This window comes from Actinomadura montaniterrae (assembly GCF_008923365.1).
Taxonomy (GTDB): domain Bacteria; phylum Actinomycetota; class Actinomycetes; order Streptosporangiales; family Streptosporangiaceae; genus Spirillospora; species Spirillospora montaniterrae.
Map to the genome: position 1 here is coordinate 1 of NZ_WBMR01000067.1, position 13782 is coordinate 13782.

General features: G+C 72.6%; 9 protein-coding genes and 1 pseudogene. 7 read left to right on the forward strand and 3 right to left on the reverse strand.

The window, feature by feature from the left end:
• Both F9B16_RS22715 and F9B16_RS22720 read right to left on the reverse strand, forming a co-directional pair.
• On the reverse strand, nucleotides 1-1195 hold a 1195-nt coding region (locus F9B16_RS22715), incomplete at its 3' end, for an AMP-binding protein (protein ID WP_192808943.1).
• 1 nt (nucleotide 1196) lies between these two features.
• Entirely contained in the window at nucleotides 1197-2750 is a 1554-nt protein-coding gene (locus tag F9B16_RS22720; protein ID WP_225991864.1) for a carboxylesterase/lipase family protein, read from the reverse strand.
• A 168-nt stretch (nucleotides 2751-2918) separates the two neighbouring features.
• Between F9B16_RS22720 and F9B16_RS22725 the strand changes: the two genes are divergently transcribed.
• From F9B16_RS22725 to F9B16_RS54165, 7 genes and pseudogenes are all read left to right on the forward strand, one after another.
• Nucleotides 2919-5723, forward strand: a complete 2805-nt coding sequence (locus F9B16_RS22725) for a helix-turn-helix transcriptional regulator (RefSeq protein ID WP_151542128.1) — start codon at nucleotides 2919-2921, stop codon at nucleotides 5721-5723.
• A 136-nt stretch (nucleotides 5724-5859) separates the two neighbouring features.
• Nucleotides 5860-6705 carry an enoyl-CoA hydratase/isomerase family protein gene (locus F9B16_RS22730; protein WP_151542129.1) on the forward strand — a complete coding sequence of 282 codons (846 nt, stop codon included), beginning with the start codon at nucleotides 5860-5862 and terminating at the stop codon, nucleotides 6703-6705.
• A gap of 141 nt (nucleotides 6706-6846) precedes the next feature.
• Entirely contained in the window at nucleotides 6847-8076 is a 1230-nt protein-coding gene (locus tag F9B16_RS22735; RefSeq protein WP_192808944.1) for an ABC transporter substrate-binding protein, read from the forward strand.
• 17 nt (nucleotides 8077-8093) lie between these two features.
• Complete coding sequence (locus F9B16_RS22740; protein ID WP_151542131.1) at nucleotides 8094-10919, forward strand: branched-chain amino acid ABC transporter permease/ATP-binding protein; 2826 nt, start codon at nucleotides 8094-8096, stop codon at nucleotides 10917-10919.
• Nucleotides 10916-11647 (forward strand): ABC transporter ATP-binding protein, encoded by a 732-nt coding sequence (locus F9B16_RS22745; RefSeq protein ID WP_151542132.1) that lies wholly within the window; start codon nucleotides 10916-10918, stop codon nucleotides 11645-11647. Before F9B16_RS22740 ends, F9B16_RS22745 begins: the two co-directional genes overlap by 4 nt.
• A 496-nt stretch (nucleotides 11648-12143) precedes the next feature.
• Complete coding sequence (locus F9B16_RS52815) at nucleotides 12144-12716, forward strand: IS3 family transposase (protein ID WP_225991865.1); 573 nt, start codon at nucleotides 12144-12146, stop codon at nucleotides 12714-12716.
• Nucleotides 12631-12804, forward strand: a pseudogene (locus F9B16_RS54165) (IS30 family transposase); the annotation flags it as partial. The gene F9B16_RS52815 and the pseudogene F9B16_RS54165, both read left to right, overlap by 86 nt.
• Before the next feature lie 262 nt (nucleotides 12805-13066).
• On the opposite strand, the gene F9B16_RS22760 reads toward F9B16_RS54165, so the two are convergent.
• Complete coding sequence (locus F9B16_RS22760; RefSeq protein WP_192808945.1) at nucleotides 13067-13753, reverse strand: TetR/AcrR family transcriptional regulator; 687 nt, start codon at nucleotides 13751-13753, stop codon at nucleotides 13067-13069.
• Nucleotides 13754-13782 lie beyond the last annotated feature (29 nt).

Here is a 13782-nt window from a genome sequence, read left to right on the forward strand (position 1 = left end):
CGACCTCGGCCGGATACACGTTCGCTCCACCCACCAACAGCATGTCGGTGTCGCGATCGGCCAGATACAGGTAGCCGTCCTCGTCCAGCCACCCCATGTCGCCCAGCGACTCCCAGCCGCCCTCGTAAGTACGGGCCTGAGCGCCGATGTAGCGGTAGGTCGGCGGCGACCCCGCGGGCCGACGCATTACGACGTCCCCGACATCCCCCGGCGGGACCGGTTCCCCGTCGGGACCGACGACCCGGATCTCCCCGACGACCGGACGGCCCACCGAGCCCGGGCGGGCCAGCCATTCCCGCCCGCCGATCGAGGCGAGGGCGATGGCCTCGGTGGCGCCGTACATCTCGTGGAGCCGCTCGGCGCCGAGCAGGCCGATCCAGCGCCGCTTCAGCCACTGCGGGCAGGGAGCACCCATGTGCCAGACGACCTCCAGCGAGCGCAGGTCGTGGGACCCGGGCTCCGCGTCCAGCACGCGCAGCATCCGCGCCATCATGGTGGGCACCAGGTTCACGACGTTCACGCGGTGCCTCCCGATCTCCGCGAGCGCCGTCCGCGCGTCGAACCTCGGCAGCACGATCACGTGCTGGCCGAGGAAGGTGCCGACCATGGACAGCAGCAGCGGAGCGTTGTGGTACAGCGGGCCGGGCACGAGCTGGACCTGCCCGGGACGCAGGTGGTAGCGCGCGGCGATGGCGGCCGTGTCGAGCCTCCCGGTCGATCCGGAGACGATCAGCTTCGGCGAGCCCGTGCTGCCGCCCGAGGTCGGCGCCTTCCAGGCCGGCGACGTCCGGGACGGAGGCGGGGCCTCGTCCAGCCCCGGGTCCGGCTCGAAACCGGCCGGCACCCAGGCCCGGCCGTCCACCGGCACGCCGATCACGAGCGACGGGTCCGCCAGCCCGATGATCCTGGACAGCTCGGGGACGGGCAGGCGGTGCGACACCGGCTGCGGCACGGCGCCGAGCTTCCAGATCGCGTAGCAAGCCTCGAAGAACTCGGTCCCGTTGGGCAGCGCGACCGTGACGAAGTCCCCCTGCCCGACGCCCAGTGCCTCGTACGCGCGGGCCAGCCGGTTGGCCCGCGACTCCAGCTGCCGTCGGGTGAGCGTCCGGTCCGCGCAGGTGACCGCGGGCAGGTCGGGGCCCTCGGCGGCGAGCGCCGTCAGCACATCGCCCAGCGGCGGCGGGGACGATGCCACGTCAACCACTCCGTTCCACCGCGGCCAGCCCGTTCCAGAGCTTCCGTTCGGCGGGCTCCGGGTCGTGGACGACTTGGTCGCGCTCGCCGAACGCCAGCGTCGTCGGCGCGGCCGGGTCGTACCTCGGCCACTCGGGGATGCCCGTATGGCCGGGGTCGCCGGTGGCGGCGAACGCGACCCATGCGCGGTGCATGGCGTCGGCCAGCCGCTGCGGCGGATCGTCCCCGGTGAAGCGCCGCGACTGCGGCAGGTCGAGCGCGTCGAAAACGAACGGCTTCTCGACCGAGTGGCCGGCTCCGATCGCGCCCCCGAACGCCCGCGACCGCCAGGCGAACCGGTAGGCGTACGTGGCCGCGCCCGTCGCCGCGTGCGCGTCGGCGATCCGCGCCAAGGGCAGCCGGTAGCCCCGGTCGGTGTCCAACGCGGTGAGCAGGTCGAGCCCGGACGCGTCCGGGCGGGCCGACCGGTAGGCCCGCAGCGCCTCGGCGCCGCCCCCGGCGAAGGCGCGGTCGAAGGCGGCGGCCACCGGGCCGGGGGCGTCGTCCGCGGCGAGCATGCCGATGCCGTACATCAGCCCGAACTCGTCGGCGTTGTAGCCGATGAGCAGGTCGAACGGTGCCGGTTCCGCCGCCTCCAGCGCCTGGACCGGACGTTCCGGCAGGACCCGTCCGCCGACCACCGGCTGGAACGGGTTCCCGGGGATCGCGATCTCCGCGCCGAACCGGCGGACGTCGCGTGTCGCCAGGACCTCCCCGAACAGCGCCATCTGGGCGCGCAGCACGCGTTCGGGCTCCCGCTCGCGCAGCGCGCGAAGGGCGTCGAGGTCCCCGTACGGCAGGTCCAGCCGGGCATAGATCTCCCGCGTGGTGATCTCGGCGGACTCCGACGACAGCAGCGGGTCCGGATACCCGCTCTGCACGATCGCCCGGGCGAACAGGCCGCGCGCGGCCGGGACCGCGAGCAGCGCCCCGACCGCCGTCGCGCCGGCGGACTGACCGGCGAGCGTGACCCGCGCGGGGTCGCCTCCGAAGGCGGCGATGTTGTCCCGCACCCACCGCAGCGCCGCGACCTGGTCCAGGACGCCGTAGTTGCCGCCGTCCGGATCGTCCGGCACGTAGAGGAAGCCGTCGCCGCCGAGGCGGTAGTTGATGGAGACGAACACGACGCCGTCGCGCGCGAACGCTCCCGTGCCGACGATCGGGTCGGCTCCGGTCCCGAACAGGAACCCGCCGCCGTGGATCCACACGATCACCGGCCGTGCGGCGCCGCCCGCCGCGGGAGTCCACACGTTGAGGGTGAGGCAGTCCTCTCCCCACGGCACGCCGGCGTCGAACAACTCGCCCCCGGACAGCTGGGGAGCGGACGGCCCGAACGCCGTGGCGTCGCGCACGCCGCCCCACGCCTCGGGCGGCTCGGGCGGGCGGTAGCGCAGAGCGCCCGTCGGGGCCGCGGCGTAGGGCACGCCGCGGAACACCGAAACGCCGCCCTCGACGCCGCCGCGCACCCGGCCGTACACCGTCTCGGCAACCGGATCGATCGTCGTCGGCTTGGTCACTTGTGTCATCCTCTGGTCCGCTGGATCACGTCGCATCGCCTGTCATCTGCCGTTATCCGTCCACAGGCCAAGCCTCGCGCCGGCGAGGCGGGAGCAACAGGCGGGACGACCCCGGAGATAACCTGCGGCCACGCCCGTGTAACGGCGGGCGCGAAAGGAGCGCCTCCGATGACCCTCAACGGTGACGCCGTGCGCGGTGCCGCGCAGCCGCCCCTGATCGGGCGCGCGCGGGAATACGAGCGCCTCCTTTCCCGGCTCACCGCCCTGCAGGGGGCGGTGACGCGGGCGGTGCTGGTCCGCGGCGAGGCCGGCATCGGCAAGTCGCGCCTGCTCTCCGCCGCCGCGCACGACCTCGCCGGGCGAGGGTGGACGGTCCTGGAGGTCCGCAGCGACGAGATCGGCGCGCTCGTGCCGTACGCCGAGCTCCGCCACGCCGTCGACGAGTACGCCCGCCGCGACGAGTCCACGGTGCAGGCCGAACTCGCCCGCCGCCTCATCGCCGCGCTCGACGTCGCGACCGACCACCCCCTCGCCGCGGTCCACGCCACCGCCCTGCGGTTCTTCGCGGCGCTGGCCGACCGGGCGCCGACGGTCCTCGTCGTGGACGATCTCGAACTCGTCGACGCCGACACCCTCGTCCTCGTCGCCAGCGTGCTGCGCCAGCGCGGACGCCATCCGCTCGCCGTCGCGGCCGGCATGCGCCGGCCGGACCCGAGCGGGCACGCGGCGCTCGCCGCCCTCCTGAGCCGCGTCGGCGGCGACGGCCTGCTGGACCAGGTCGAAATCGGGCCGCTGGACGACGACGCGGTCCGGCGGCTGGCCGAGCTGCTGCTGGCGGACCTCAAGCGCGACGGCGCGCACGACGAGATCGTCGCGACCGTGCTGCGGCAAAGCGGCGGCAACCCGTTCTTCGCCGTGCAGTCGCTGCTGGGCGCCCTCGAGACCGAGTCATCCGGTGCGAGCGCACCGCTGCCCGCCTTCCCCGTGGACCGCGGGCGCGCCTTCCTCGACCGGGTCCTGAGGGTGGAGCCGGAGGCCCGGCGCATCGGACGGGCGGCCGCCCTGCTCGGTGTGGTCGGCATCGACCGCGTCCCGCTCGCCGCCGACCTCGCCGACCTGCCGGCGGCCCGCGCCGCGGCGGCGTTCGACGCGCTCGTCGGCCGGGGCATCCTGCTGGTCGGGGACGACGGCGGGTTCCGCCTGTGCCACCAGCTCGTCCGCGACGCGCTGTACCGGGAGATCGGACCGGCCGAACGGGCCCGGTGGCACCGGATGGCCGCCGAGCGGCTCAGCGAGCTGCCCGGCTCCCCCGGCCTCGGCCTGGAGATCGCGGCCCACCTGCGGCAGGTCGCGGAGTTCGGCGACGAGCGCGCGATCGCCGTCCTGGCCAGGGCCGCGGAACTGGCCTGCGCCGCCGCGCCGCGCTCGGCCGTGCCCTGGTTCGAGCAGGTCCTGGAGATCACTCCGGAGGGCCACCCGCGCCGGGCGGCGATCGCCGCCCGGCTGGCCCGGGCGCTGCTGCTGGCCGGCCGCCCCCGCGACGCCATCGACGCCGGGAGGCGGGCCCTGCCGGCGCTGGCCGACGGCGATGCCCGAGCCCAGCTCGCCACGCTCGTGGTCGGCGCGCTCTTCCTGGTCGGGGCGATCGACGAGGCGGCGGCACTGGCCGACGCGGAGCTGGGCCGTCCCGGCACCGGGCTACGGCTGCTGTCCAAGGCGGCGCACGTGCACATGGCCGCCAACCGGCCCGGCGACGCGCTCGACGACGTGGCCGGGGTCGAGCGGGAGCTCGACTCCGCCCCCCTCACCGAGCGCATCCACGCACTCGGGAACCTGGCCCTCATGCGCACGCTGCAGTGCAACGCCGACGAGCTGCGGGCCCTGTGGGGCCGGCTGTCCGACCTCGCGGAGCAGGCGCCGGCGACATCGCGACTCGCTGCCTACGCGGTGACGTCCTACACCCAGGCGGCCTTCGGCGAGACCCGCGCGGCGTCCGACTCGATCAGCCGCGCGCAGCGGCTGCACGCCCAGATCGGCTGGACGCTCTACCGCGACGACCTCGCCGTCGCCCAGACGCACAACGCGGTGAACCTCGGCGACTGGGCGGCCGCGGTCGACATCATCGACTCGATCGCGCCCGACCTGGACGCCGCCGGTTCCTTCATGCACCGCGACACGCTGCGGGCCATCAAGGTCGACGTGCTGGCCAACCGCGGCGAATGGGCGGCCGCGCGGCAGGCGGCGGCCCATCCGATCTCACAGAACCCGCACGGCGCGGCCGTGCAGACCTGGTCCCACGCCGGCCTGGAGATCCTCGTCGGCGACCTGGACGCGGCCCGCACGCGGCTGGAGCGGCACCTCGACCGTCCCGACCTGCCCGACTGGCTGCGGCCGAGGCTGGTGAGCCGGCTGGCCGAGGCCGAGATCGAGGCAGGCCGGCCGCGGCGGGCCGCCGAGCTGCTCGCCGGCCTGGCCGGGCGGCGGGCCGACCTGATCGGCCACCCCACGTATGTCGCCGTGCAGCTGGCGTACGGGGCTGCGACCCGGGACACTGGCGTCCTGCTCGCCGGCCGTGCGGTGGCCGACGAGCATCGGCTGGCCTTCCTGTCGGGCCGCGCCCGCCTGCTCCTCGGCACGCACGGCGATGACGCGGAGTCCGACCTCACGGCGGCCGCCCGCACCTTCAAGCAGCTCGGCGCCACCCCCTGGCGGCGGCGCGCCGTCGCCGAACTCCGCCGCCGCGGCTTCAAGATCCCCCGTGAGCGCGGCCAGACCGGTACGTCGCTGACCGACACCGAGATGCAGATCGCCCGCCTGGTGCAGCTCGGCCACAGCAACCGGGAGATCGCCGCGACGGTCTTCCTCAGCGTCAAGACGGTCGAGGGACACCTGAGCCGCATCTACCACAAGACCGGATGCGCGAACCGGCTCGCCCTCACACGCGCGCTGGACGCGGGGCTGCTGCCGTCCTGACCGGTCGACCCTCGTCAGCGCGGCTCCAGGCCGTCCCCCGCTCGCGTTAGCTCGCGGGTGAACTCTCCTGTTCGCCGCCCGATCGCCCCGCCACCGTTGGCTGAACGATCGAAAGGCCGACGAGGAGGCGATCCGGATGCCCGATGACCAGAAACCGTATCGGACCCGTCTCGAGGACTACGCACCCTCGTTCGAGGAGTTCTTCGCGCTGCGCCGCGAGGAAGGCATCCTCGAGATCCGCATGCACACCGGCGGCGGGCCGCTCCGCTGGGGGATCGAGGCGCACCGCCTGCTGATCCCGCTGTTCCAGCACATCGACCACGATGAGGACAACGAGGTCGTCATCCTCACCGGAACCGGTTCGAGCTTCAACGCCCACACCGACCTGGACAACTATCAGCGGTACGGGGCGGCCGGGAAGCGCTGGGACACCGAGCGGACCGGATACGACCTCTCCTATCTGGACCAGACCCGGGAACCGCTCGCCCTGCTGTCCCTGAACGTCCCGGTGATCTGTGCGATCAACGGCCCGGTGTCGGTCCACACCGAGCTCGCGCTCCTCAACGACATCGTCATCTGCAGCGAGACCACCACCGTCTCCGACGGTCACTGGAAGCGGGTCGACATCGTTCCCGGCGACGGCGTGCACACCGTCTTCCGCGAACTGCTCGGCCCGAACCGGGGCCGCTACCTCCTCTACACCGGCGAGTCGATCGACGCCGCCGAGGCCCTGCGGCTGGGCCTGGTCGGCGAGGTGCTCCCAGCCGACCGCCTGCTCCCCCGCGCTTGGGAGCTCGCCCGGGAGGTGTTCATGACCAAGAGCCGCGCCCAGCGGCGGCTCACCCGGGCGCTTCTCATCCAGCCCTGGCGGGAGCTGTTCACCAGGGAGCTGGCCCTCGGCATGGCCCATGAATCCCTCGCCTGCGCGATCGGCGACCCTCCGCCGTTCGCCGGACTGCTCGCGCCCGGCGCGGGCCGATGAGCGCACCGGAATCCGACCGCGGCCCCGCCCCGACCCGGCACCCCACCGCCCCCTCGACGAGGTGACCTCGTGAGACGCCCACCCCCCACCCCGCGCCCGCCTCACCGTGAACCGAACTCACCGCAGAGCCCAGGAGGCCCCGTGTCCCCATCATCGTCGTCCGGCCGGCGCGCCGGAGCGGCCGCCGCCGCCTGCGTGGCCCTCCTGCTCGCGCTCGTCGCCGGCTGCAAGCCGATCGGCGAGAGCTCCGGTGACACGGCCACGACGATCGCCGTCGGCTACGTCAACCGCGAATCGGCCTCCGGCGGCCTGCCGGAATGGCGCTACGGCGGGCTCGCCGCGATCGACTACATCAACGCCCACGGAGGCATCGGGGGCGTCAAGATCAAACCCATCGTCTGCCTCACCGACGCGTCCCCGGAGGCGTCGATCAACTGCGCCAACCAGTTCGTCGACAAGGGCGTCGCCCTCGAGTTCATGGGACTGGACGTCGGCAGCGACGCCGCCCTGCCGATCCTCAAGAGCGCCGGCATCCCCTTCGTGGCGACCGTCGCCGCCGGAACGGTCCAGCTGTCGGATCCGGACTCGTTCATGTTCGGCGGACTCGGGCCGGACGCCGCCTCCCTCGTCCAGGCGCTGAAGGACTCCGGCGCCAAGCGGGTCACCATCGTCATCTACGCCGGGCTGCCCGCGCAGAAGGCGACGGCCGCCACCGTGAAGTCCATGGGAGCACGCGCCGGCCTGCAGGTCGCGACACTCGAGGTCCCCGCCAGCAACGCCGACTGGACGGCGAGCGTGGCATCGGCGCTGACGAGCCGGCCTGACGGCTTCCTGCTGGCGACGCGCGAGAACGACTGCACGAACATGCTGCGCGCGTTGAAGGCCGCCAAGTACAAGGGTGTGACCGCGGCCGTCGGGTGCACCGAGTACCTCAAGACCCTCGGCAAGGACGCCCCGCGGACACTCGCCGGCGTCCAGGCGTGGACACCGGACCTGCGCCGCTACGCGCCCGCGGAGGTAATGCCCCGGCTGGACGTCTACCAGAGCGCGATGAAGGCGATCGGGCACGCCGACCTCGCCGACACGGCGGGGGCCAGCCGGACGTTCTCCGGATGGATGCAGCTCGCCGAGATCCTCCGCGGCATCCACGGCCCGGTCGACGCGGCGTCGGTCAAGAAGGCCCTGCAGGGCGCCGCCGACGTCCCCGGCTACCTCGGCCCCGACCTGCACTGCGGGCGGAAGGTCTGGCCCTCCCAGCCCTCGGTGTGCAGCGCGCAGGAGATGCTCCTGCGCATCGTCCCCGGTCCCACAGGCCTTCGGCGCGAGCCGATGAGCAAGGGGTTCACCGACCTCAGCGCCCTCGCGAGCTGACGAAGGAGAGGCATTCGATGACCGAACTGCTGACCTTCGCACTCGTCGGCCTCGGCATGGGCGCCGTCTACGCCGGCCTCGGACTCGGGCTCGTCGTGACCTTCAAGGCGACCGGCGTCATCAACTTCGCCGCCGCGGCCATGGGCGCCTGGGGCGCCTACACCTACGCGGAACTGCGCTCGACCGGTGATCTGGTGCTGCCGGTCGTGTTCGTGCCCGACCGCGTCCACCTCACCGACCGGGTCGCCGCCGCCCCCGCCGCGGCGATCGCCACCGCGGCGGTAGTCGTCCTCGGCCTGGCGATCCACCTGCTGGTGTTCCGGAGCCTGCGCGGAGCACCCGCGCTGGCGAAGGTCGTCGCCTCGGCGGGCGTCATGCTCGCGATCCAGTCGCTCATCGCGCTGCGGTTCGGCGTCGCCGAGCGCGTGGCCGCGCCGGTCCTCCCCCGCCGCTCGATCGCGATCGGCGGGATCGCGGTGCCCGAGGACCGGCTGTGGCTGGCGGCCACCGCCATCGGGATCTCCGTCGTCACCGCCCTCTGGTTCCGGCACAGCATCACCGGCCTGGCCATGCGGGCGGCGGCCGAGAACGAGTTGTTCGTCGCGCTGGCCCGCTTCTCGGCCCACCGGCTCGCCGCCGTCGCGTGGGCCCTCTCGTCCGCCGTCGTCGGCGTCATCAGCGTCCTGGCCGCGCCCGTGGTCGGGCTCAACGCCGCCGACAACACGCTGCTGATCGTGCCGGCCCTCGCCTGCGCGCTGGCCGGCCGCCTCACCGCCGTCGGCTGGACGGTCGCGGCCGGCCTCGCCCTCGGCGCGGTCAACTCCGAGATCACCTACCTGTCCGGACGGTCCTGGTGGCCGTCGTGGGCGGCCAACGGCGCCGGCTACGCCCTCCCGCTCTTCGGGATCGTCGCCATGCTCGCCCTGCTCGGCAAGTCGCTGCCGACCCGGGAGAAGCTCGACGGAGCGGGCCTGCCCGCGGTGCCGCGGCCCCGGTTCAAGCCCGGTTACGCGGCCCTCATGTCCGCGGCCGGCGTCGTGCTGCTGCTGGTCACCGCCGACCGGATCCGCTTCGGCGTGATCACCAGCATGATCTTCGCCGTCATGGCGCTGTCCTTCGTCGTCCTCACCGGGCTGCTCGGCCAGGTCTCCTTCGCCCAGGCCGTGCTCGCCGGCGCCGCCGGCTTCGTGCTGTCCAGACTGGCGGTGAGCGCCGGCCTCGGGTTCCCGGTCGCTCCGCTCCTGGCCGCTTGCGCCGCGACCGGGCTCGGCGTGCTCGCCGGGATCCCGGCGCTGCGCATCCGGGGAGCGCAGCTCGCCGTCGTGACGCTGGCGGCGGCCGTGGCGATCGAGCAGCTCGTCTTCCGCAACGCCGGCCTCGTCGGCGTCATGAACCTCGTGCCGGCCCCGCACCTCCTCGGGCTGGACCTCGGGGTCCGCTCCGGCACCGACACCGCGCGGCTCCCGTTCGGCCTGCTCTGCCTGGCCGTCCTGGTGCTGGCGGCGGCGGGCGTCGGCAACCTCACCCGGAGCGCGACCGGCCGGCGCTTCCTGGCGGTGCGGTCGAACGAACGCGCAAGCGCCGCGATCGGCATCGACGTGGCACGGACCAAGCTGCTCGGCATCGCCTTCTCCTCCTTCCTCGCCGGGATCAGCGGCTGCCTGCTCGGCTACAGCAAGGGATCGCTGTCGGCCGAGTCGTTCAGCACCCTGCTCGGCGTCTCGCTTCTGCTGTTCGCCTACCTCGGCGGCATCACCAGCGTTGGCGGCGCCCTCGTGGCCGGTACGTTCGCGCCGCTCGGCATCGCCTTCGTGGTCGCCGACGGCATCGTTGGGACGTCGAGCAACGGTTACCAGCTCTTCGCCGCGGTCGCCCTCATCGCCACCGCCGTCTTCAACCCCGAGGGGATCGCGGGCAAGACCCGGCAGGACCTCGCGGCTCTCCGCCGCAGGCTCCGCGCCGGGCCCCGGCACGCGGACACCGCCGATGCGGCCGCTCCCGCCCTCACGCCGAAATCGGCCGCCGCGGCAGAAACCCCGCCGCCGCTACCGGTGCGCGGCGAATCGATCCTCTCGGTCGAACACCTCACCGTCCGATACGCCGGCGTCACCGCGGTCGACGACGTCTCGCTCACCATCCGCAGCGGGCAGATCGTCGGTCTCATCGGCGCCAACGGCGCGGGGAAGACGTCCTTCATCGACGCCCTCAGCGGCTTCACGCCCTGCACCGGCGGCATCGTCCTCGATGGCGCCGACCTGGACGCGCAGCCGCCGCACCGGCGCGCCCGATCGGGCCTGGCCCGCACCTGGCAGACCATGGAACTGTTCTCCGACCTCACCGTCCGCGAGAACCTCCTGCTCGCCGCCGAACGGCCGACGCCCGTAAGCGCCCTGGCCGACATCGTCCACCCCGCACGCGGCCACGCCGACCGAACTTCCGACGCGCTCCTGGACCTGCTCGGACTCCGCGCCGTCGCCGACGCCCACCCCGCCGCCCTCTCGCTCGGCCGGCGCAAGCTCGTCAACGTCGCCCGCGCACTCGCCGCCGAACCCCGGATGCTCCTCCTCGACGAACCCGCCTCGGGTCTGTCCGCCGCCGACACCCGGGCACTCGGCCGCGTGCTGCGCACGCTCGCCGACCAGTCGATCGGCATCCTGCTCGTCGAGCACGACATCGCCTGGATCCTCGAAATCTGCGACGTCGTCCACGTCCTGGACTTCGGCCGGGTCATCGCCGCAGGACCGCCGGCGGACATCCGCACGGACACCGCGGTGCTTTCCGCCTACCTCGGCGCACGCGTGACCGGCGACAGCCCGCCCCAGCGAGAGGAACACCTCCGATGACCACAGCCCTCGAACTCCGCGGCCTCGCCGCCGGATACGACTCGGTGCCCGCCGTCCACCAGCTCGACCTCACCGTCGGCGACGGCGAGATCGTCGCGCTCCTCGGCCCCAACGGCGCCGGGAAGACCACCACCCTGCACACGATCGCCGGGCTGCTCCCCCGGCTCGGCGGGGACATCGGCCTGTTCGGCGCGCCGCTGACCGGTCGGCGTCCCGACCGGATCGCCCGGCTGGGCCTCGCTCTGGTCCCGGAGCAGCGCGGAGTCTTCCACGGCCTCACCGTCGAGCAGAACCTGCGTCTGCACCAGCACTCCCGCGGCGGCCGCCACCTCGCCTCCGCGCTGGAACGCTTCCCCGCGCTCGGCCCCGTGCTCAAACGCCGCGCCGGGCTGCTGTCCGGCGGCGAGCAGCAGATGCTCGCCCTCGCCGGCGCGCTCGCCTCGTCCCCGCGGCTCCTCATGATCGACGAGATGAGCCACGGGCTGGCCCCGGTCGTGGTCGAACGGCTGCTCCCCGCCCTGCGCACGGCGGCCGCCGACACCGGCATGGCCGTGCTGCTCGTCGAGCAGCACGTGCACACCGCCCTCGACATCGCGGACCGCGCCTACGTGCTCAACCGCGGCCGCCTCGTCCTGCACGGAACGGCCGCCGAACTGCGCAGGGACCCCGGCCGGATCGAGGCCGCCTACCTCGATGCCAGGAACCGCGAACCCGATCTCACACCGTGAGCCGCGGCGCCGAAATCCCCACTCGCACGACGTCACGGCAGGCGGCCTCGAAGACTGCCGTGCCGGACAAGGGAACGACCGTGGTGGTTGTGACGCCCGGCGATCGCGGCCCGAACCGGCGACGAGTCGGTCACCGCGCTGGCCAAGAGCCTGGGCATCAGCCAGTCGTCGTGCCTGCTCAACTGGATCCGCCAGGTCGACATCGAAGAAGGCCGCCTCGACGGCCTGAACGCCGACGAGCACAACGAGCTGATCGAACTGCGCCGCAAAGCCCGGCAATTGGAGTTGGAGAACGAGATCCAAGCGGGAGGCGACCTACTTCGCTCGCGAGAAGGTGCTTTCAAAAATAAGGTACTCGCTGGTCGGTGAGCTAGCTGTAAACGACATCCCCGTCGCGATGGCCTGACGAATGTCAGGCGTTTCCCGGTCCGGTCATAGCGACTGGCTCGGCAGGTCCGCCTCCATCCGGGAGCAACGCAACACCGAGCCAGTGAAAATGATCAGGGAAATCTATGAGGGGTCACGCCAGAGTTACGGCTCGCGGCGGGTGCGCGCCGAACTGAGGCTCGGACGGGGCGAGCGGGTGAGTCGCAAACGGGGCGAGCGGCTGATGCTCGAAGCCGGGATCCAGCGGATCTACCGGCGCAGGGCGCGCCGGAACCTGGTCACCGAGCCGACCGAGGAGGACTTGGTCAAGCGGGTCTTCGACGTCCAGGCGTCCGAGGTGTTGTGGGTCACCGACATCACCAAGCATTCGACAAGAGAGGAGAAGCTGTACTGCGCGGCCGTGCTGGACTTCTTCTCCCGCCGCATCATCGGCCATTCCATCGACATCCGCCACCACCAAACTCGTAGTCGATGCGATGACCGCCGCAGTCGCCCACAGAAAGCCCACAAAGGATGCTACGATCCTGCACTCAGGCCATGGCGCCTAAGGCGGATTCAACTTGTCGTCGTAACGCCTCGCAGCCGGAGGTGGTGCTATGGGTTTGGGGAAACGTCAGGAGGCTGTCCGTCTGCATCGCGGGCAGATTCCTTCGCCGGGGCGGCCGACGGTCGCGTGGCGTGAGGACCGTGTCCGGTTCTGGCGGGCCAATGCGCCGGGGGGAAGCTCGGAGGATGCCACGATGATGACGAACGCGGACGCGGCATCGGGAACGTGTCCGGCGGCGGCCGGCGGCTTGCTCAGCCAGTTACGAGGAGCGGGTACCGGCGATGGCGGTAAGAGCCGCGCCGGGTGGTGGAGGCGGCGCCGGACGCGAACACCTGCCGCGCCGCCCGCTGCGTCTTGTCGTGTGATTCCTTCTTTCGTCGACGTTCTTTTCTCCGATCCGTGAGCGTGTCGGCGTGCCACGCTTCACGCGGCCGCCGCGGTGCGGGCGGGGCGACGATCCTGGTCAGGTCGGCTTCGACAGCACGTCAGCGGATTCGAGATGAACCGTCGGTCGGAACGTGCAGTGAGCAGGGGTCCGCAGCCCGCTCAGCGGCCGGACGCTCTCGGATTCCGGGAGGCTCCAGAAGGTGCCGGGCGAGCGCGATGATGCCCGCGATCAGCGGCGCCGGGTCCTTCACGTCGTCGTGAACGATGGCCTGGTACACGAGTCCGAAGACGCCGTGGATCAACAGTCCGGCGGCCATCTCCACGTCGATGTCGTGCCTGACGGCACCGGACCGCCGGCCCTGCCGAAGCGCCTCGGCGAACGTAACGGCAAGTACAGGGGCGACCTGGGCGGCGTCGTCGGCGACGCTGCCGCGCAGCACCACCCTTGAACGGTCCCGGTCTTCGAACCAGAACCGGACGGTCGAGTCGATGACGGCATCCGCCGCCTGCCACCAAGCGTCCGCGCCCGGTCCGGCCGGTTCCGAAGCGGCCCGTTCGAGGAGACCGTCGAGCACCGAGCATCGGATCTGGAACAGGACGTCGTCCTTGCTCGTGAAGTAGCTGTAGAAGGTCCCCGTGGCCACCTCGGCCGCGCGGGCGATGTCGGCGATGCCCACGTCGGAGAAGCCGCGGGTCGCGAAGAGCCGGGCCGCCGCCGCGAGAAGGTCGGCCTTCACCTGCTCGGCCGGCTTGCTGGTGCGGCGCCGCCGCGGTGCGTTCGCCATCACTCGACAAGTATGAATGAAAGTCGTTC